Here is a 20956-nt window from a genome sequence, read left to right on the forward strand (position 1 = left end):
TCGCTAGGCACTGGTTTCCAGGCGCGTAAGCACCCTGCGGGCGTAGGCCCATGAATAGACAGCGGCGGTAGAGTTGATGGCCACAATGCTCCACCAGATGGCAGCCACACCGAAGTCCATGACTCCTGTCAGCATCCAGAAGAGCGTGACTGGGGCAATGAGCTGGCGCCAGAGTCCCATCCACAGGGCGAACATGGGACGCTTGAGTCCCTGAAGCATGGCCACGCTGACGAAGAGCACCACATAGGCGTAGAGTAGAAATGCCATGATGCGCAGGAAATGGATGCCTTCGGCCTGAACCTGCGGGTCGGCAGTGAAAGCCTGCATCAGCGGCGCTGCGGTAAGGAAGACGATAATTCCGCCGGGCAGCATCATCCATGCGCCGTAAATCAGAGCTTTTCGCAGGATTTCATGCACCCGTTCCAGTTTGTTTGCGCCAAGGTTCTGAGCCGTCAGGGTTAGGGTGGCGATGTTCAGCCCGATGGTGGGCATCAGGACGATCTGTTCCACTCGGGTGGCGACACCATAGGCCGCTACCGTCGTCTGCCCGAACCGGGATACGAAATAGGTGATGATGAAAATGCCCAGGCCGATGGTGACATAGTTGAATCCGGCGGGCAGGCTCTGGCGGGCGATGTCGGCGAATGGTCTGGCTTTGGGGAACCAGCCGCCGGAATCCGGCACCGAGTAAACCCCGGTGCGGTAAGCTTTGGTTCCAAGATAGAGCGCGCCTACGGCTTGGCAGAGGATGGTTGCTGCGGCAATGCCCGTGATTCCCATGGCGGGAAGTCCAAAACCGCCATAGATGAACCACGGATCGAGCCCGATGTTGGCGGCGGATGAGGCCATGAGCATGTTGCGAAAGCTTTTGGTGTCACCCTGAGCCTGGAGTACGGCGTTGAAAACATAGATCAGTATGGGGAAAATACTCAGCCCGAAGATGGGCAGCATGTATTGCAGGCAGGCTTCCAGATACTCATCTTGTGCCCCGAGAAGACCGAACAGCGGTCGCGCACCGAACAGGCCGATCAATGTCAGTAGGATGGTGGTCAGCAGGCCGAAGATCAATCCCTGCCGAGCGTATTCACCGGCCTGTTGCCTATCCCCTGAGCCCAGAGCCGCTCCGATCAGGGCTGTGCTGCCCACCTGCAGCCCGCTGCCCACGGAGATAACCACGAAGAAGACCGGGAAGGCCAGCGATAGGGCTGCCTGTGCCGTTGTTCCGATGAGCCCCGCGTAATAGGTGTCCACCACGTTGAACATTGTGTGAAAGAAAAAACCGACGCTGGCGGGTATAGCGATTTTGCGGATGCATTCGGGGATGGCGCAGGAGGTGAGGCTGTTGTCGATATTCACGAAAATACCTTGCAGGCTTGTGCATTGAGTCTTGCGTTCAACTCACCGCTCTCGCTGCCCAGCAAGAGAATAGGGCGTGGCCCCGGGCTGGTGGTGAATGATGATAGCGCAAGGGGATGGCGAGTTATGAAACTCAGAGTACCTGCCATTGTCTTTGGCTGCAATGATAGAGCAGGCCAGCCTTTTGTGTTGGGCTTCACGCGGTTGCCGATGCCTGTTAGAATTCAGTTGGTCTTGCTGCCTGTGGGCGCAGCCCAGCAGACTTGCTATTGTAAAGATATACGGTGAGTTGGCCGAAAGGATAAAGAGATTCATTGACCAGACGCCAACCCTGCCTCACGGAGATCGACGATGAAACGTTTGATTTGTGCCGCCGTTGCTGCCTTTGTCGTAGCCGCTGCCGTACTTGCCCCCGCAGCGGCCTGGGCCGCCAACGATCGCAAGGTTGTCTTTGCCTTTGATCGTAAGTTCATGCCGTTTTCCTATGTTCGGAATCAGGTCCCCACCGGGTTTGAGGTGGAACTATTTACGGCTGTACTCGAAGGCTCTGGCCTGGGCATCGAATACAAGCCTATGCGTGATTGGGAACGGGCTCAGGCGGAATTGTCCGGAGGGTTGATTCAGGTCGCGGCGGGCATGACCAAGACTCCGCTTCGGGAGAAGGTGTTCATCTTCCCCGAGACCCCCACCATGACTCTGGATCTCAAGTTCTTTGCCAATCAGACCTCCAATTATACCCACGTGGGCCAACTCAGGGGCCAGACCATCGCCGCCATTCGTGATTCACTCTATCAGCGCCTGCTTCAGGAATTTGGTGGCGTGAAGATCAAACTCTATGAGGACGGCGAGCAAGCCCTGAAAGCGGTGCTGTCGGGCGATGCCGCTGCATATTTCGGTACCGACAAGATCGCCCGCGACATCATTGCTCGCAAGAACATGAAAAATCTGGTGGTTATCGGCTCCACGGTTCGTTCCGTGCCAGTCTACTATGCCCTCTACAAGGGGGAGACCGGGCTGCGCGATCTCATGGACAGGGGGCTCAAGCGACTGATGGTCAACGGTGAATATGACCGCATTTACCGCAAGTGGTTTGTGCCCGAGATGACCACCTCGGACATGGGCCGCCTGGTGGCCGAGGCCAAGAAGGTCCTGCCCATGGCTTATGCGCCGCACAGCGGGAAGCCCGAGGCCGCTGCCGTACTCACACGTTCGGGAGCTGTTTTCGTTGGAGCCAATATCGAGAATGCAGCCCCCGGTGCAGGAATAGGGGCTCTGGAAGTGGCTTTGACCAAGGCTGTTTCCGCCGGACAGCTCCAGATCTATGCGGCCGTGAAGATTTCGCGGACCGGGTTGGTCCTGCCGCCTTCGGCCGCTGAACGCCAGCTCCTGTGGGAGTACGGTCGGAGCGTGCTTGTTCTGCTGGAACCCAACCGTGGTGAATACGAGGCCTGGTCACTGCCCAAACTGCTGCCGTTCCCGGACAGAATGCCCGGAATGCCTGGGTCCTGACCGATACGCCAGCCATCATTGTCAGGGCAGGGGCGCTTGCGCACCAAGGAGGGGAGAACCCATGACGAAGATTCTTGCTGCTGATATTGGTGGCACCAATAGTCGTTTTGCCGTGTTTGAGGGGCGGGAAGGATCTCTCGAAATGGAAACCTCGGTCTGGTTTTCCACCACCGATGCTGCCGACTTCGGGCACCTGTTGATTCTTCTGGAAGACAGTGATTTTCCCTTGCGGCCCTGCGATGCCGATTATGTGGCCCTGGCAGTGGCTGGCCCGGTGCTCGGGGGCAACTCTTGCAATCCTCCCAATATCGCGTGGGAAGTGGACCTCTCGGAAGCTCGGGAGAAGTACGGCTTTTCGCGTTACATTCTGATCAATGATTTTGCGGCCCAGGCCTTTGCCGTGCGCACAGCGGTGATGGGCAAGGCTCTGGATATTCTGCCAGGACAACCTGACGAACAGAGCGTTGTGGGAGTGATCGGTGCTGGCACGGGACTTGGCAAAGCAGCCCTTGTACCGGATGGACGGGGCCGCTGGCTGGCTCTGTCCACCGAAGGCGGTCATAGCTTGTTCCCTTTCTCTGGTCGTAGGGAGTTCGATTTTCAGCGTTTCATGATGGAACGTTGTGACCGCCAGCAGATTATTGGGGATTTGGTCCTGTCCGGGGGCGGCTTGTCCTCGATTCATGCCTTCCATACTGGTGATGAGCTTGCCCCCGCTGAGGTTGTGGCTGCATTTGATCGTCATCCCGAAGTTCTGGAGTGGGCGGCCCGGTTCTATGGCAGGGCCTGCCGCCATCTGGCCCTTGATTTGATGGCCACGGGCGGGATTGTCGTCAGCGGAGGAGTTGCCGCCAAGGCCACGGAGCTAGTTGAACATGATTCCTTTGGGGCCGAATTCAGAAATTCGGAAACCCATCGGGATTTGTTGGCCGGGATTCCGGTGCGTCTGAACAGGTGCGAGGATTCCGGTCTGTGGGGGGCGGCTTTTTCGGCTTGGCAGCAATGCGTTGCTTAAAGGCAATGTCGTTGATCTGCGAATTGCGCAGAGCCTTACCAGGGCTGAGTTGCTGAACGATTACAATTCTTGATCTGTTGACTTTCTTCTTGCCTGTATCTTATATATAATGCCTCATTGTGCATGTATTTTAGTCATTTTATCGATACAGGGGGGGAGTGTTTTGAAGAAAATTTGTTTTGCCATAGCAATCTGCGTTGCAATGTCCGTGGCTACCGTAGGGACGGTTCAGGCCAAGACCCTAGGCGAATTGCTGCCGGAAATGCTGACTCAGCATGAGCGCCTCAAAGCGGCGCAGGACACTGAGGAAGCCGGTCTGGAGCGCTACAAGGCCTCGAAAACGGCTTGGTATCCCAAACTCAATTTCAGTGGTGACGTAGCCCGTGAAGTGACGGACTACAATAACGCCGCCTCCGTTTCCCTGACCCGCAATATCGTGAAGTTCCGTGGTACCCAGAACATCTGGGACGCGGGCTTGGTCGATGGTGGGATCAAAGGCAACGAAGGTATGTACAAGCAGGCCGAACAGACTAAGACCTTTACCCGCCAGGGACTGCTTCTTGAGGGAGCCAACGCTTATCTACAGCTGATGAAGGCTGTGCGTACCCTTGAATACGCCCTTCAGTCCGAAGAAAATATCATGCGCCAGACAGGTATCGAGGAATCCCTCGTGGAGAAGGGCGCCGGCCTGTCTTCCGATGTCCTTCAGGCCAAGGCCCAGCTGGCCGAGGTCGCAGCGTTGCGTGTTGTCAACGAGGGGCAACTGGAAAATGCCCGCAGCCGATTCAAGGCCGTGTTTGGTTTCAGCCCGGACGATGCCCTGATCACTTCGTTTAGCTATCCCAACGCTCCTTATGCTCAGGTTCCCGGAACCGTGGACGAGGCGATCAATGTCTCCTTCCAGAAGAATCCGAGCATCCTCATTTCCCAGAGCATGGTCGAAACCGCCGATGGTTCCGTCGAGACCGCATTGGCGAGCTTCTACCCGCACTTCAATGCCTTCGCCGAATACTGGCGCAAGGAGAACGATGGTGGGCAGAAGGACACCGTCAAGTGGGAGCAGCGTTTGGGTGTCGAGTTTAATTACAATTTCTATAATGGCGGCGGCGACACGGCCACCTTGGCGGCTTCGCGCAAGGACCGTTCTGCTGCGGTGAACACCGTACTGGATGTTGAGCGGACCATCGAAGAGCAGGTGCGCGTTGCCTGGCAGAATCTAATCACTGCCCGCTCCAAGGCTGAATGGTTCAGAAACCAGGCCGTGATCTCCGAGGAATTCCTGGAGTTGGCACGCAAGGAGCGCAAGCTTGGCAATCGCTCTCTGCTGGATGTTCTTTCTGCGGAAGTGAATCTGAATTCTGCCCGCAGTGGTGCCATTACTGCCGAAGTGGATCAGATGATCCAGGCGTACACGCTGATGCACGCCATGGGGCAGCTCGAACTCGACTTGTTCCCGGCTCAGTAGAACACAGGTCTCAAGCTTCAGTGAATCAGTGATTACCCCCGGCGGGTCCGCGTGCGGCGGGCCTGCCGGTTTTTTTTCGGTACTTGTACTTGGTTGAAAAGGATTGTCTGCGTACCCATGGTCATGGATGAACTGATTGTCCGCCTGAAGCGGAATCCTGCATTGAGCGCTGAGCTTGTTCTGGCTTCGGTCTGTACGAACGTGTTGGCTTTGGCTGATACGATTTTCGTGATGATCGTGCTCAGGCGCTACATCGCCTATGGGTTCGATGGCACCCTGATCATCCTTACGGCAGGAACCCTCGTTGCATTGGGCTTGCAGTGGGGAGTACGGCGTTCACGGGATATTCTGGCTGCGGACGTTAGTCGCGATTTTGACAAGACGCTGAGCGAGGACATGGCCACCGCTCTGGTGGATTCCGATGCCATGGCTTTGCAGGAGTTGCCTCCTGAAAGAGTCCGGGGCGCCGTTGTTGATTTTCAGACCACTCAATCTGCTTACGATGCCCTCAATATTGGAGCCTTGCTGGACGCTCCATTTGCCTTGATGTTTACCGCTTCAGTCTTTTTCCTGAGTCCTTTGCTCTCACTGATAGTGCTGATTGGTGTGGCTATTTCACTGGGTGCCGGTTTGGCATCCGTGCATTTGGCGCGCCGTGGTGGTGCTGACTTGGCCGACGAGTCCGGGCGCCATCATGCCATGGTGGGAACCGCCACCCGAGCAGCCGACACCGTACGCGTTTTTGGTGGTGCTGAGTATTGCCACAAGCAATGGACGGCACAGGTAGGGCGCATTGGCGTCTTGCGCAATGTGTTGGAGGACACGCGAGGCTTGTCCCAGAGTGTGACCCTCGGTGCCGGTGTCTTTGTGCGCGTTGCCATTTATTCGGTGGGAGCCAAACTGGCTGTGGAGGGAGAATTGAGCGTCGCGGCACTCATCGGCGCGAGCATTCTGGGGTCCTATGCCATTCAGAAGGCGACAGCCTGTGCCAATGCCTATTCTCTGCTTGAGCAGGCGCGGGAAGCCATGCGGCGCATTGGTGAACTCACGGGATTGCCTGGTGAACGTCACGCAGGAGCGATCCCTGAAACCTATGAGGGGGCCCTTGAACTCGCAGGGATGTCCTACGCCTTTCCCAATGGCAGTCCTCTGTTTCAGGGCCTTGATCTGGCGCTGGCTCCGGGAGAGGTGCTCGCTGTGCAGGGGGCTAACGGCTCCGGCAAGTCGACGCTGATGCGGCTGGTGGCCGGATTGGCTGCACCCCAGGCTGGTCGTGTGTTGGCCGATGGCAGGGATCTGCGCGAGCTGAATCCCAAGTGGTGGCGAAAGCAGCTGGCATATGTTCCCCAGGAGCCGTTCTTCCTGGCAGGCAGTTTTCGTGAAAATCTGACTGTGGGCAATCCGGAAATCGAAGAGCGGGAACTGCGGCGGATTATCAATGCTTCGGGGCTCGTCCGATTCATTGATCTCTCAGACAAGGGCTTGGAAAGCCCGATGATTGATGCCGGACGCACCTTGCCTGTGGGCATCCGCAAGCGCATGGCCCTGGCCCGGGCCCTGTGCGGGGGCGGGCGGCTGTTGCTTTTGGATGAACCCACAGAGGGATTGGATGCGGAAGGCACGGCCATGGTCTATAAGGCCATGAACGATCTGGCTCAGGGCGGGGCAACCATTATTGTCATCAGCCATGATCCGGCCATCGTCAAGGGAGCTCATCAGATTCTGGACCTCGGAGTTGGTGAGGGGCATGTCCTGCGTCCCGGCGGGCGCGCCATCAGCCAGGAGCAGGTGGCACGATGAAGGAATTTCTGCAGAGACTGCGCGCCAAACCACTCATCATGGCCCAACTGCTGGGCGCTTCGTTTTTCGTCAATCTGTTGTCTTTTGCATCGCCATTATTCGTGATGCTCATTCTCGGGCAGTATGTGGATTCCGGATTTGACGGAACTTTGATTACCCTGTCCGTGGGGATGCTGGTGGCCCTGCTGATGCAGATCGGGTTCCGTCAGGCCAGGACGCTGATGGCGGGGTTGTTGTCCATCGAGCGGGATCGGGAGATCGCCCACGCCCTGTTCGAGGTACTGACGCGGGCCCGAACCATGGCTTTGCTCCGGGTGCCGGAAGGAGCAAAGCAGGAGATGACAGGCCACTTGCAGACTGTTCAAACGGCTTTTGCGCCGGGTACGGTTTGTGCGATGCTGGATGCACCTTTTTCCCTGTTGTTCATCGTGGCGACGTTCTTTTTGAGCCCTGCGCTGGCCTGGATCGGATTGGTCGGGATGGTGGTGACGGTGATTCTGGGCCTGACGTCGATGTCTGCCAATCGTAAGAGTGTTCTTGAGATGCAGCGGGCCTCTGTGGCTGTTCGTGGTGTTTCCTCAATGGCCCTGGCCGGAGCGGATACCGTCCGCGCCTATGGTGCGGGGGATTATCTGCGCAAGGTCTGGCGCGGGTACATGGGCGCGCTCCTGGATGTGCGGGAACGTCTGGCGGGCCTGAAGGGGCGTAGCATCGGTGCCAATCAGACCCTTGCTGTTCTGGTGCGGGTCTGCATCTATGCCTGGGGTGCCAAGCAATGCGTGTTGGGTGAGTTGTCCTTTGCGGCTTTGATTGCAGCCAATATCCTTGTCTCGCGTGGCATCAGACAGGCATCTCTACTGGTAGGTGCCGTGTCTCAGTTATCACGTGCAGAACAGGCCCTTGGCTTTTTGCGCGAATTTTTCAAACTCCCCTTGGAACTCCAGAATGGAACGGCCCTGCGCAGTTACAGTGGCCGGCTGGAGCTCAAGGACATGGCCTTCGCCTATCCCGGCGGGACAGGACCTCTCTTTGAATCCCTGTCCCTGTCTCTTGTGCCGGGCAGCGTGACGGTTATCCACGGGGCCAATGGAACGGGCAAGACGACGATGGCCCGGCTGTTGACCGGGCTGCTGGACCCGATGCGTGGCGAGGTTTTGGCCGATGGGATCACCATTCGTCAGTTGGCTCCGGCCTGGTGGCGCAAGCAACTTGTGTATGTGCCTCAGGAGCCAGAGTTTCTTGCAGGGACGATTCGGGAGAATATCCTGATGGCGAACCCGGAGGCGACCGAAGACAGTGTGGACAGGGCTGTTTCAAGGGCCGGCTTGGCTCGCTGGCTGGGGGCTTCCGCTCTGGGATTGGAGACATCGATGACCGAACTTGGCCGCAATCTTCCCCTTGGCGTGCGTAGGCGGATTGCCATGGCCCGAGCCCTGATTACCGATGGGCAGTTGGCGATTTTTGATGAGCCTTTGGAGGGCCTGGACTCCGAAGGTGCCAAGGCGGCCCATGAATTGATACGGAGCCTCGCGGAGCAGGGCTGTACCGTCATTGTCTTGTCTCACGATCTGGCCGTAGTCGACTCTCCTCATTTCGCTGTAGATTTGAATGTTAAACCGGTTCCGACCATCATGAGGCTTGCGCCGCTTCCCGGGACTGCCGCAATGGAGAAAAACCATGCCTGATGACAAGGCCGATACCAAGCATACCGGCAACAAGCCTGTCCAGGATCTTCTGGGCAGATTTGAGCAGGCAATCGTGGGACTCGTGTCCGGCTCTGGAGAAAGAGGCGCCACGCGGACTGCACGATTGTTCCTGTGGCTGACTGCGGCGTTGATGTTTCTGTTCCTGGTGTGGGCTGCCGTGGGGCAGCTTGACGTGGTCAGCACGGCCTCGGGTGAAGTCATCCCCAGTACAAAGGTCAAGAGTGTTCAGCATCTGGAGGGTGGAATCATCCGCGAAATCAAGGTTCGTGAAGGGGATGTGGTCAATGCTGGTCAGCCACTGATGATTCTGGAGGAGACTTTTCAGGGAGCCAGTGTTGAGGAACTCGAAGTGCGAATTGTTTCGCTGACCGCAGAGGTCGCCATGCACATTGCGCTGGCGGAAGGCAAGGACAAGTTGGTTTTTCCCGAGGGGTTCCAGAAGCAGCATCCTGACCTGACGGCTCAGACCATGGATTTATTCAAGACAAAGCTGCGGCGCATTCGGGGCGAGATTGCAGCCTTGAAGGAAAACGTGATCCAACGCCAGGAAGATATTAATGAGATTGAGGCCAGACTGCGCAACAATCGGAACAGTCTGAAAATCATTCGGGAACAGGTGAGCCTGTCTGCCGAGTTGCTCAAGGACAATCTCACTACCGAATTCCAGCATCTGGGATATCTGCGCGAGCAGTCGAGTTATCTGAACAAGATTGAGCAGGACAAGGCCGCACTGCCCCGGGCGAAATCTTCTCTGGCCGAAGCGCGTCAAAATCTGGATAGCTCCGAAACGGAATTTCGTGAAAATGCCAAGCAGGATCTGCGCAAGGCCAGGCGTGAGTTTGAGGAATTCACCCAGCGCATGCGTAAATTTGCCGACAGTCTGCAACGGACCATCATTCGGTCCCCCGTGGAAGGCGTGATCAAGAAGTTGCACTACGTGACCATCGGTGGAGTGGTGCAGGCCGGTGAGACCATTGTAGACATTGTCCCGTCGTCCGACAGATTGGTGGTGGAGGCGCATCTGCCCATTGGTGATATCGGTTACGTTCAGTCAGGGCAGCGAGCTGTGGTCAAGCTGGCATCCAGTGATGCAGCACGCTTCGGGAAACTGGAAGGAACCGTGGTCCAGGTCAGCCCGGATACGTTCACGACCCCCGAGGGAGCGACCTACTATTCGGTTCGTATCGAGACCAAAGGGGATTCCTTTGCACATGGAGATTTCGAATACAATCTGATTCCGGGCATGCTTGTCATGGTCTATATTCATACCGGCAACCGGACTGTGCTGGAATATCTGCTTGATCCCTTTATCGGGTCAGTGGATGAGGCTCTGCACGAGCGCTAAGGGGACGGTCATGAAGGTTTTGCTCATTCACCCCAATTTTCCGGCACAGCTCAGGCATGTGGCGATGAGTCTGGGGCAGGCCACCGGAAATGTGGTTGTTTTTGCCACCAAAAATCCCCGTCATGAGTGGTCCATCCCCGGAGTGAGCAAGGTGCTGTTCACGCCTGTCCAGGGCGAGGGACTGAAAGCCCACCGGTTGGCAAATCCTGTTCAGGATGCCGTGCTCCTTGGTGAGGCCATGCACAGGACAGCTCATGAACTGAACCGTCAGGGCTTCAGGCCCGACGTGATCTATGCCAATTCGGGCTGGGGCAGCACCTTGTACCTCAAGGATATCTGGCCCGATGTTCCTCTGCTGTGCTATTTTGAATGGTTCTATGATCCTGCCGGGGCCGATGCCCTGTTTGATACTCCTGCGCCGGCGGCTGGTGAATACCGGGCTCCCATGTTGATGCGTACCCGGAATTCATCAATCTTTAATGATCTTTGGGCTTGTACCCAAGGGCTTTCCCCCACCCATTGGCAGCGTAGCCAGTTCCCACAGGAATTCCAGCCCAAGATTGAAGTCCTGCATGATGGCGTGGATACTGATTTTTTTAGTCCGAACCCGGAGCAGCCTATGATTCTGGGTGATCTGGACCTGTCCGCCGAGGATGAAGTAGTGACCTTCGCCGGGCGAGGCATGGAGCCATATCGCGGTTTTCCGCAGTTCATGAAGGGGGTGGAGATTCTTCAGAAGCGGCGGGAAAAGTTGCATGTGGTTGTCGCAGGGACCGAACGGGTATGCTATGGCTCGCCGCGCGCCGATGGCAAGAGCTGGAAGCAGCACCTGCTCGAAACCCTGGACGTGGATGAGTCGCGATTGCATTTCGTGGGCTCGCTGCCTTACGGCGAGTACCGGAAATTGTTGCAGGCCAGCCGGTGTCACATCTATCTGTCGCGGCCCTTCGTGCTTTCCTGGTCTTTTGTCGAGGCCATGGCCTGTGGTTGCCCTTTGGCGGCCTCGGATACCGAACCAGTGCGTGAGGCGGTGTCTCATGGGAACAATGCCTTGCTCTTCGATTTCTTCAAGCCTTTGGAACTTGCTGATCGGGTGGAAGAGATTCTGGATGATCGTTCCCTGGCCCGGCGCTTGGGGGAGAACGCCCGCCAGACCGCCTTGACCCGTTATGATTTGAAGAAGCTTCTGCCCAAGCATCTCAAGCTGTTGGAACAGACGGCCATCAAGGGCCTGAAGGCCCGCGCGCAGAGCAAATAGGGTATTCCTGTTTTTTTAGCGAAAATGGCAAAAGATAAGGCCCGGAGCATCATGAGTTGATGCTCCGGGCCTTTTTGTTTCGGAGTCGTTCGATGCCGGGGGGTACAGTTCTAGAATTTGTAATTGATGGACAACCCGACGATATGGGTTTTTCCACCCGTGAAGGACGAGTCAAACACGCCTTCAGTGGGTCTTGCTTCCACATCGCGGTCCATGACCCAGAGGTAACCGTAGGACAGGTCTACCGTCAGGTCGTCGAAGACAAGGCCGGCGCCCAGGCTGACAATCTGACGGTCATTGCCGGGAACGGCATAGTCGACGTAATCATCGGGGATCGGGGACTGGTCGTAAACATAACCGGCCCGAAGATCCAGCCAGTCCGTAGCGCTGTATTCAACGCCCAACTGCCAGCGCCAGGTGTCCACCCAGTTCTTGTCGAAGCCCTGACTGTTCAGCACGTTGTCATAATTGAAAACCAGTTTCTTGTAGGCGCTCCAGAAGGTCCTGGTCACGTCCAGTTCCACTGTCAGGTCATCCATGGGTCTGAACATGAGGCCCATGGTCGCGGAACCGGGGATGGGCTCGGTGCCCTGGACATCGGTGTCTCGCAGTCCGGCATCGAAAAAGGTACCCGCAGCCACCTGGGCAGGGACGCCGCTACCGATCATGGCGGCGAGTGTTGCGTTGACGTTGGGGCCGCGATCGAAATCCGCATCGCCGCGAACGGTCAGCTCGGATTTCCCGCGATAGACGAGCCCTGCCGAGAACCAATCCTCGGGTTTCCAATGTAGGCCGAAGGTGTAGCCGGGGGTCCAGCCCTGGCAGGAAATTTCCTGGCGAACATCGTTGGCCGTTGTTGCCGGGTTGTTGGCCATGGTGACGTCGGTATATTTGGAATAGCCGAAGTCCATGACGATGATTTCCGGAGCAAAGGCCAGAGACAGCTCATCGGTGACTTTCCAGGCAAAGGCGGTGACCAGAGAGGTGGCCTTGATGCTGGCTGAGGCACAGTTGTAGCGTCCGAACCATGTCTCCTGGTCGCTGTAATCGGATCCTAGACCGACTCTTGAGTACATGCCCAAGCCGATCCAGACGTTGTCGTTCAACTGGTTCGTGTAATAGGCACTGGGAATGGTCCAGATATCGCCTTCGCCCTCGCCCTTGGTTCCGGCAGCCGTTTCGGCTGTGACGTTGGTATTGGGGGCAATGAACGCGGCACCAGCCTGAAAATGACTGCCTTCAAGCTGTGTGATCCCTGCGGGGTTGAAGGCAATGGCTGAAGGATCATCGGCCTTGGCAGCAAAGGCGCCGCCCAGGGCATTGCCGCGCGCGCTCCATTCATACAGGGCATAGCCGGCGCAGTGGCCGGAGGTGGCGGTGGTCAGGAACAACAGCAGCGTCAGGATGGGTAGGGCCGCGCGGGGCATAGGTGCGTCTCCAGTTGAAGTGTTTAATGGGAAAGGCGCAAGCACTATAATCCGCAGAAAGAATTGATCAAGTCGCAACAGCCTGTTTTTCATTAATGATTTGTTTACAGCTAAAGGTTCTTATTCACTTTTAATGAATCTTAAGGCAGTTGTATGACATTCTAGATGAATGGAGGCTGCTTAATGGACATGTTTGACCTTTACGCTGATCGCCTGGAACGAACAGGAGAATACGGGCTGCTCTTTGAACCGTCGGGTAGAATCTTGTATGCCAACAGGGTCTGGCGTCGGCGCCGGGGCGTCCATCGCGGCCGGGATCTCGGCAGTGTGTATGATGGTTTGCAGGAAAGCGAAGCTCGAGTGCTGCGCCGCTCCATTGCCGAAGCTCGAGGCGGACCGCCCATGAGTGACCTTGTTGTCACTGTCAGCACCGCCGATGGGCGAGGGATGCGGCAGATGCTCTGGCGAGGCGTGGAATTGCACCTGCCTGAGCGTGGAGGTGTTATTATAATGGCCCTGGGACGGCCTCTGGACCCTGTGGGAGGCGATGGCGAGGGTATGGGCTTCACCATCCGGCCGGACGGCACTGTGTTGGATGTCAGCGCGGAAATCTGTCGTTTGTGCGGATATGGCCGGGCAGAGGTTCTGGCCATGAATACAGGGCAGCTCTATTTTGATGATGGGGAACATCGGCGTATCCTTCGTGGGTTGTTCGAATATGGATTCATCAAGCGGGGTGAAGTGACCTTGCGTTGCAAGGACGGTGAGCCTCGGGCCTTCCTGTTTACGGCTCATGCATTGCGTCAACGCGATGGCAGCGTTTGGGCTTATTCGGGATACTTTCGTTCCCCAAAGACACCGGACGCATCGGAAATGCTGAAGACCTTTGGCGCAATTGTTGAAGCCCTGCCGGATATTGCCTGGGTCGCTGGCAGGGATCACACCCTCGCAGCGGTCAACGCCAGTTACCTGCGGGCTTTTCGGCTTCGGCGTGAGGACGCCGTGGGTGGGCGCGAGAATAAATTGTTTCAGGAATCCATTGCTCAAGGCTTGATCCAGGCGGCAATTCGGGTGTTTGAGGAACGTCGTGAAATCGTGACGTCCATGATGCCGCATTTTGCAGGGGGGGCACTTTGGTATCGCGTTGTCCGTCGCCCCATCTTTGATCAAACGGGCCGTGATGTTGTGGGGCTTCTGGGGATTTGCACTGACATTACGCGCCAAGCCGGACGAGAGACCGCTTTCATGGAATCTATAGTGGAGGAAGAGGGCGACGCGGTTCTGGTGATTGATTCTCAGGGGCGGCTTATTCGGCGCAGCTCAACACTCTTTTCGCCCACAGTGCTTGGTGCTGGCGAAGGCGAATCCGAGACACCCCCTGAATTGACGGGGATTCTGGACATCCTTCATCCTGAGGATTTGCCCAGAGCCCAGCGCAGTATGCGCCGTGTTCTGGCAGGAAAAGGGCCGGACAGCATGGAATGTCGCGTCAAGAACGCCAAAGGAAGATATATGCGCGTAGCCGTAAAATCCTATTTCAATGATGAATTCTTCAATGAACCCCGAATGTACGTTGTCGCACGTGATATCGGGCGGGCCATGCAGCTCAGGCGAGCCGAGTTGGTGCTTGAGCGTCTCAAGAAGGCAACAGGCGCCGTCTCGAACCGGGAGTTAGCCGAATTTCTCAATGTTTCCCCTGCATCGATTTCCAACGCCAAGCGTGCGCAACGCATTCCCGCTGATTGGCTATTGGCCGTGGGACGGGACACGGGCTGGTCCATGGACTGGCTGTTCTCGGGGCTGGGAGCGGAGCATCGTGGCGAGTAGCCTGTCAGGGCGATTACCCTGGATGGGCGGAGCCGAGATGCTGCGCCATGAGAAATAAAAAAGGGCGTCCTTTGGGGACGCCCTTCGTAATTGTTTTGATGCACCCGGTGGCTACAGGATCTGCTTCATGAACAGCTTGGTGCGTTCGTGCTGCGGATTCTCAAAGAAATGGGTCGGAGGGCCGACTTCCACAACCTGACCGTAGTCCATGAATACAACTCGGTCGGCCACTTCACGGGCAAAGCCCATTTCGTGGGTGACCACCACCATGGTCATGCCGTCCTTGGCCAGCTTGACCATGACGTCCAGCACCTCACCGATCATCTCCGGGTCCAGAGCGGATGTGGGTTCGTCAAAAAGCATGATCTTGGGGTTCATGGCCAAGGCACGGGCAATGGCGACACGCTGCTGCTGGCCGCCAGAGAGTTTGGAGGGAAAAACCCCAGCCTTGTCCGGGATGCCGACTCTGGTCAGCAGGCGCATGGCAGTCTCGCGGGCTTCATCCTTGGGCACGCCCTTGAGCTTCATGGGGGCCATGGTCAGGTTCTGCAAAACGGTCTTATGCGGGAAGAGGTTGAAACTCTGGAAGACCATTCCCAGTTCCTGACGGATCTTATTGATGTCATTGGCGGGGTCGACGATATTCTCCCCGTCCACGATGATCTGGCCCCGGTCAATCTGTTCCAGGCGATTGATGGAACGCAGCAAGGTCGATTTACCCGATCCGCTGGGTCCCAGAATGACCACCTTTTCGCCTTTCTCAATGTCCAGGCTAACGTCGTTGAGGGCGGTCAGGTCCCCGTAGTGCTTGTAGACGTTCTTGATCTGGATGATGGGATTAGTCGTGGTCATAGAAATTCAACCTCTGTTCCATGTTGCTGACGGCTTTGGACAACACAAGAGTGATGACCAAATACACCAGGGCAACCATTGTGTACGCTTCGAAATAGTAAAATGATTCGCTGGCAAATTCGCGTCCACGCCTGAGCAGGTCAGCCACCGCAAGGATGGAGACCAGGGACGAGTCCTTCAGCAGGGCAATGAACTCGTTGCCAACGGGGGGCAGGATGGTCCGCCAAGCCTGGGGCAGGATGACCATGAACATGGTCTGGGCGCGGTTGAAGCCGAGCGAACGGGCGGCTTCGGTCTGGCCTTTGTCGATGGACTCGATACCGGCGCGAAAGACCTCTCCCATGTACGCGCCGTAGCAGATGCCCATTGCGGAAACCGCGGCCACCAGCGGCGGCATGTTCTTCAGGAAAAGGAACAAGGCGTTGGTCTCAGGCAGGTTGCGGAAGACGTGTCCCAGCGCGAAGTAGAGATAGAACAACTGCACCAAGAGCGGAATTCCCCGGACCACCTCGACATAGGTTGAGGCGATCAGGTTGATCAGTCTGTTGCGGGACAGTCGTCCAAGTCCGGTGATCAGACCCAGCACCAGGGAGACCATGATGGACAGGATCGTCACCTGGAAAGTGACCAGGACCCCATCGGGCACGAACTTGAGGATGCGAAGATATGGCTCGGGCTTGGCAAGGCAGAGGTAGGAAATGACGGCGATGGCCCCGATAAAGGACAGCCACCATGCGTCCACAATGCCGCGATCCTTTTTTCTGGGGATAGCAGCGCCGTCACCAACCTCGATGGTGACTTTATTCTTGGTGCTCATAATGAAAACCCTGTCAGGTTATTGAAATGTCCGAGGCCGTACGAATTCGCACGGCCCCGGGAATGGATCGATGGATTGTCGGCTTAGTTGCCGAACCACTTGGCGAAAATCTTGTCGTATTCGCCGGAGGCTTTGACTTTGGCCAGAGCCTTGTTCAGTGCATCCAGAACTTCCTTGTCGCCCTTCTGCACGGCAAAGCCGAGGTACTCGGGAGAGTCGGGGGTAATCAGGTAACCCAGGGTCAGAGTCTTGGCGTAGTTAGGGTTGGTCAGCGCGTAGTCGGCGGCGACAGCGTCGTCACAGATAACGGCGTCGAGACGGCCATTGTTCAGGTCGGTGATGGCCAGGCCCACTTCGTCATAGGACTTGGGGGTCGCGCCAGCGATCTTCTTGGCAGCGAAGTAACCGGTGGTGCCGATCTGGGCACCAATGGTCTTGCCCTTCAGGGCTTCGGGGCCGGTGATGCCACTGCCTTCGCGCACAACAACGCCCTGCTTCACTTCGAAGTAGGGGTCGGAGAAGTCCATGGCACGCTTGCGCTCGTCGGTGATGGAAACGGAGGAGGCGATGACGTCGTACTTGCCGGAAGCAAGACCAGCGAAGATGCCATCCCATGCGGTGTTTTTGATGTCAGCGGTAAAGCCGCCTGCTTTGGCCATGGCTCTGACCAGTTCAGGGCAGAAGCCGACGATGTCCTTGTTGGCATCGACCATTTCCATGGGCGGCCAGGTGGCATCGGCTGCAAAGGTGATGGTTTTCGCCTGAGCGATACCAGCCAGGAAGGCTACAGCTACAAGGGCCAACATAAGTTTCTTGAACATGCTCGTCTCCTCCATGTGTTCAAGGGTGCGGTGCTTTGCCGCAATCCGTTCAAAGAAATGGGAGCTGCCCGACCGGGACGAGGCGCCTACCGGCAAGACTGCTTGAAACCCGAATTAAATCAACTACTCCAATATGGGCAGGGATGACAAGTCCCCCCTAGCGGGGCGGGGTGCAGCAGGGATGAAGGGTAGAGTGATCGATAGTCTATTGATTCCGGGGCGTTCAATACGAAAACCGTTTGGATTATTGGCTGATTCCCGCCATCAAGAGTCCGATGGAATCAACTTTTTTTTCATCCGATGCGTCAAAAACGTCCATAAAACGGCCTTTGAACATGACCGCCACGCGATCGGCCAATTGCAAGGCCTCGTTCAGATCGCCAGTGACCAGCAGCACACCTGCCGTGGTGCGGGCGTTGAGCAATCGATGCCAGACTTCTTCGGTGGCGGAGATGTCCAGGCCCTGGCTGGGCTGCTCGGCTACTATGATCTGTGGGCGGCGGAAGAACTCCCGCCCCAACACCAGTTTTTGCAGATTGCCTCCCGACAGTTGTCGCGCATGGGCTTGTGGGCCGGGGCAGGCCACATGGAAGCGGCGGATGATGGTCTTGGTCACATCCAGGGCGAGGGTGCGGTTCAGAAAAACCTTGGGGGCGAAGCCGCGCCGGGTGGTGAGTAGGACGTTGTCCGTCAGGTCCAGATCGGGGCAGGTTGCCATCCCCAATCGATCCTCGGGAATGTGGGCGACAGTTCCGCGCCATGAAGGATGTTTGAAAAACTGTTTCCATTCCTGATCCAGCAGGCGCACGGTGCCCTTTTCGGGCGCCATGGCGCCAGTAACAACGTCGACCAGCTCATTCTGGCCGTTGCCGCCTACGCCAACGATGGCAATAATCTCTCCCTTGCGCAGGGTCAGGCTCAAGTTGTCCAAGCCCTTTCCGCCCAGGTTTTCTATCTCCAGCACGGGTTCTTTTTTGACCACTTCACCGCGATCGACTTCCTGCACGACCTCACGGCCCACCATGCGGCTGGCCAATTCGGCCTTGGAGGTGATCTGTGACCGTGGGGAGTTGTCCACAATTTCGCCACGGCGCAGGATGGCTATCGCATCCGATACCTGAAGGACTTCCTTGAGCTTGTGGCTGATGAAGACGATGGCTTTTCCGCGGCTGGTCATCTGCTTGAGAGCCTGGAACAATTGGTCGGTCTCACCGGGAGTCAGGACTGCTGTGGGTTCATCAAAGATGAGTACTCGGCTGTCGCGATAGAGGAGCTTCAGGATTTCGACGCGTTGGCGTTCGCCCATGGATAGGGTGTTGACGATGGCGGCGGGATCGATGTCCAATCCGTAACGCTTGGCCAGCTTGTCTACCCGTGCTTCCATTTCGCGGGGGCGGATGATGAATGAGCCTTCCTGGCCCAAGAGGACATTTTGGGCAACGGTCATGGAGTTCACGAGCTTGAAGTGCTGGTAGACCATGCCGATGCCTGCCTGGATGGCATCCTTGGGTGATTCGAAATGATGCTCCTGCCCGTCCAGCAGGATGTGGCCGGAATCGGGAGGGAAGACCCCCGAAAGCATATTCATGAGTGTGGACTTCCCCGCTCCGTTCTCGCCCAGCAGGGCCAGTACTTTGCCAGCATTGATGTCCAGGGAGATGTTCTGGTTGGCTTTGACCGGGCCGAAGGATTTGGAAATGTCCTGGAGCCGCACCACGGGAGGAGTCTGTGAATTGGATGTGGTCATGGCTATTGCTCCGGCTCGATATTCACACCAAGGGCCGCAGGAGCCGCACTGGAGCTTCCACCGCGTCCGCGCAGGGCAGAGAAGAGCAGTGCCGCGATGGTCAGTCCGTAAGGCAGCATCAGCAGGAATGATGACGGCACCTGCGTGCCGGAGGCCTGCAAGCGGAGCTGAAAGGCCATGACTCCACCGAACAGGTAGGCGCCGAAGACTGCTCGCCCGGGGCGCCAGAAGGCAAAGATGACCAATGCCACGGCGATCCAGCCACGGCCTGCCGTCATGCCGTTGGTCCAGAGGTGGGTGTAGGCCAGGGAAAGATACGCTCCGCCGATGCCGACCAGAAAACCGCCAGCCATAATGCCGATCCAGCGCAGGCGAACCGGATTCAACCCGGCAGCCAAAGCCGCTGGGGGGTATTCGCCTGCCGCCGTAAGCGCCAGACCGGTTCGGGTGCGATGCCAGAATAGCCAGAAGGCTAGAGGGGCGACATAGGAGAGGTAGACCAGCGCGTCATGCTTGAAAAAGATATCGCCTACAAAGGGCAGGGACGAAAGCAGTGGCAGATCGAAAGCATAGAATCCGGGAGCCTGCTTGCCGATGTATGGGGAGCCCAGAAAGTCGGCAAGCCCCACGCCAAGGATGGTCAGGGCCAGGCCCGAGACCACCTGATTTCCCAGGAAACTGAGGCAGACCAACCCGTGTAAGGCGCTGAATGCCGATGCGGCAATGCCTGCGGCCAGAACGCCCAGCCAGGGATTGCCGGTGGACAGGCTGACGAAGAACCCGGCAAAGGCCCCGACGATCATCATGCCTTCAACACCAAGGTTCAGGATACCTGCACGTTCGGTGAACATTTCGCCCAGAGTCGCGAAGAGGATGGGAGTGCCTGACTGCACCGCGGCGGTCAGCAGGGGGATCAGCATTTCAGTCATGATGCCTCTCTCCTTACGCTGACGGGCGCTTGAAGCGGTAATAGTTGAAGAATTGCCCGGCAAGTACGGAGAGCAGGATCAGGCCCTCGATAATACCACCAAAAGCAGCGGGCACGCCAAGTTCCAATTGCAGGTTTTCCACGCCCACCCGCAGGGCGGCCAGGAAGAACGAGGCCAGGGCGATTTTGCCGGGATTCAACTGGGCCAACCAGGCCACTACGATTGCCGTGTAGCCGTAGCCCACCATCAGGCTGGGCTGCAGGCGGCCCACAACTGCGGATGTTTCCATCAGTCCCGCCCAACCTGCCAGCGCTCCGCACAGGCCCATGACGAGCAGTACCAGAAAGCCGTAGGGCATGCGGGCGTACCTTGAGGCTCGCAGGCTTTCGCCGCTGGCTTTCAATTCGTAGCCCAGGCGGGTTTTGGTCAAAAAGACCCACAACAGCAGTGCGCAGACCAGACAGAGAATCATGCCCCAGTGCAGGCGTGAGCCCTCAAAGGCGGGGACAATGGCCGCAGCCGGAAATTCTTTGGTCATGGGGAAGCCGAAGCTGCTCGGGTCTTTCCATGGACCGTAGACGAGATAGTCGAGGATCAGGATGCCGATGTAGTTCAGCATCAGGGTGGTGATGATCTCGTTGATGGACAGTTTGAGCTTGAGCCATGCCGGAATCATGGCCCAGATGCCGCCCAGTACGGCTGCGGATGTAAACATCAGCGGTAGCAGAAGCCAGGCGGGGAGGGCGGGGAAGGTCAGAGCGGCCCAGGTTGCACCAATGGCTCCGAGCGCAAACTGTCCTTCGGCCCCGATGTTCCAGACCTGCATGCGGAAGGCGACGGCCACACCCAGGGAACAGAGGAAGATGGGTACGGTTTTGAGCAGGGTGTCCACCACTGCGTAACCCGCACCAAAGGCCCCCTGATAGAGGATGGTCAAGCCGTCGAGCGCCGGTTTGCCCTGGATAGCGAGCAATAAACAGCTCGCTCCAAGTGACAAGGCCAATGCGGCCGGAAAAATGAGAAAGGAGCCCCACTTGGGAGGCTCCTGCCTCTTGATGACTATGAAACCGAACATGAGTTTC

The 20956-nt window shown here is 57.3% G+C and carries 16 protein-coding genes; 8 read left to right on the forward strand and 8 right to left on the reverse strand.

The window, feature by feature from the left end; translation table 11 throughout:
- Positions 1 to 3 precede the first annotated feature (3 nt).
- Entirely contained in the window at positions 4 to 1356 is a 1353-nt protein-coding gene (locus tag EL361_RS01415; RefSeq protein WP_126375840.1) for an MATE family efflux transporter, read from the reverse strand.
- A gap of 351 nt (positions 1357 to 1707) precedes the next feature.
- Between EL361_RS01415 and EL361_RS01420 the strand changes: the two genes are divergently transcribed.
- From EL361_RS01420 to EL361_RS01450, 7 genes are all read left to right on the forward strand, one after another.
- Positions 1708 to 2865: a transporter substrate-binding domain-containing protein gene (locus EL361_RS01420; protein WP_126375842.1), complete on the forward strand. Its 1158-nt coding sequence runs from the start codon at positions 1708 to 1710 to the stop codon at positions 2863 to 2865.
- A 61-nt stretch (positions 2866 to 2926) separates the two neighbouring features.
- Complete coding sequence (locus tag EL361_RS01425) at positions 2927 to 3880, forward strand: glucokinase (RefSeq protein WP_126375845.1); 954 nt, start codon at positions 2927 to 2929, stop codon at positions 3878 to 3880.
- 163 nt (positions 3881 to 4043) lie between these two features.
- The gene (locus EL361_RS01430) at positions 4044 to 5345 is read left to right on the forward strand and encodes a TolC family protein (RefSeq protein WP_172961582.1); all 1302 of its coding nucleotides are present in this window, start codon (positions 4044 to 4046) and stop codon (positions 5343 to 5345) included.
- A 117-nt stretch (positions 5346 to 5462) separates the two neighbouring features.
- Positions 5463 to 7145 (forward strand): ATP-binding cassette domain-containing protein, encoded by a 1683-nt coding sequence (locus EL361_RS01435; RefSeq protein ID WP_126375849.1) that lies wholly within the window; start codon positions 5463 to 5465, stop codon positions 7143 to 7145.
- Complete coding sequence (locus EL361_RS01440) at positions 7142 to 8830, forward strand: ATP-binding cassette domain-containing protein (protein WP_126375851.1); 1689 nt, start codon at positions 7142 to 7144, stop codon at positions 8828 to 8830. The genes EL361_RS01435 and EL361_RS01440 overlap by 4 nt, the downstream gene beginning before the upstream one ends.
- A complete protein-coding gene (locus EL361_RS01445; protein WP_126375853.1) occupies positions 8823 to 10196 on the forward strand; it encodes an HlyD family type I secretion periplasmic adaptor subunit in 1374 nt (457 codons plus the stop codon). Before EL361_RS01440 ends, EL361_RS01445 begins: the two co-directional genes overlap by 8 nt.
- A 10-nt stretch (positions 10197 to 10206) precedes the next feature.
- Complete coding sequence (locus tag EL361_RS01450) at positions 10207 to 11454, forward strand: glycosyltransferase (RefSeq protein WP_126375855.1); 1248 nt, start codon at positions 10207 to 10209, stop codon at positions 11452 to 11454.
- A 110-nt stretch (positions 11455 to 11564) separates the two neighbouring features.
- Here EL361_RS01450 and EL361_RS01455 read toward each other — a convergent pair whose 3' ends face one another.
- Positions 11565 to 12881: an OmpP1/FadL family transporter gene (locus EL361_RS01455; protein WP_126375857.1), complete on the reverse strand. Its 1317-nt coding sequence runs from the start codon at positions 12879 to 12881 to the stop codon at positions 11565 to 11567.
- 183 nt (positions 12882 to 13064) lie between these two features.
- Here EL361_RS01455 and EL361_RS01460 point away from each other — a divergent pair, with 183 nt between their 5' ends.
- Positions 13065 to 14708 carry a PAS domain-containing protein gene (locus EL361_RS01460; protein ID WP_172961583.1) on the forward strand — a complete coding sequence of 548 codons (1644 nt, stop codon included), beginning with the start codon at positions 13065 to 13067 and terminating at the stop codon, positions 14706 to 14708.
- A 111-nt stretch (positions 14709 to 14819) separates the two neighbouring features.
- On the opposite strand, the gene EL361_RS01465 is transcribed toward EL361_RS01460, so the two are convergent.
- From EL361_RS01465 to EL361_RS01490, 6 genes are all read right to left on the reverse strand, one after another.
- Positions 14820 to 15560, reverse strand: coding sequence for an amino acid ABC transporter ATP-binding protein (locus EL361_RS01465; RefSeq protein ID WP_126375861.1), 741 nt, complete (start codon positions 15558 to 15560; stop codon positions 14820 to 14822).
- Positions 15547 to 16377: an amino acid ABC transporter permease gene (locus EL361_RS01470; protein ID WP_126375863.1), complete on the reverse strand. Its 831-nt coding sequence runs from the start codon at positions 16375 to 16377 to the stop codon at positions 15547 to 15549. Before EL361_RS01470 ends, EL361_RS01465 begins: the two co-directional genes overlap by 14 nt.
- 83 nt (positions 16378 to 16460) lie before the next feature.
- Positions 16461 to 17198 (reverse strand): basic amino acid ABC transporter substrate-binding protein, encoded by a 738-nt coding sequence (locus tag EL361_RS01475; RefSeq protein ID WP_126375865.1) that lies wholly within the window; start codon positions 17196 to 17198, stop codon positions 16461 to 16463.
- Positions 17199 to 17442: 244 nt separating this feature from the next.
- Complete coding sequence (locus tag EL361_RS01480; RefSeq protein ID WP_126375867.1) at positions 17443 to 18945, reverse strand: ABC transporter ATP-binding protein; 1503 nt, start codon at positions 18943 to 18945, stop codon at positions 17443 to 17445.
- Positions 18946 to 18947: 2 nt separating this feature from the next.
- Positions 18948 to 19874: an ABC transporter permease gene (locus tag EL361_RS01485; RefSeq protein ID WP_420810690.1), complete on the reverse strand. Its 927-nt coding sequence runs from the start codon at positions 19872 to 19874 to the stop codon at positions 18948 to 18950.
- Between the two features lie 13 nt (positions 19875 to 19887).
- Entirely contained in the window at positions 19888 to 20949 is a 1062-nt protein-coding gene (locus EL361_RS01490) for an ABC transporter permease (RefSeq protein WP_126375869.1), read from the reverse strand.
- Positions 20950 to 20956 lie beyond the last annotated feature (7 nt).

Source organism: Desulfovibrio ferrophilus (assembly GCF_003966735.1).
Taxonomy (GTDB): domain Bacteria; phylum Desulfobacterota; class Desulfovibrionia; order Desulfovibrionales; family Desulfovibrionaceae; genus Desulfovibrio_Q; species Desulfovibrio_Q ferrophilus.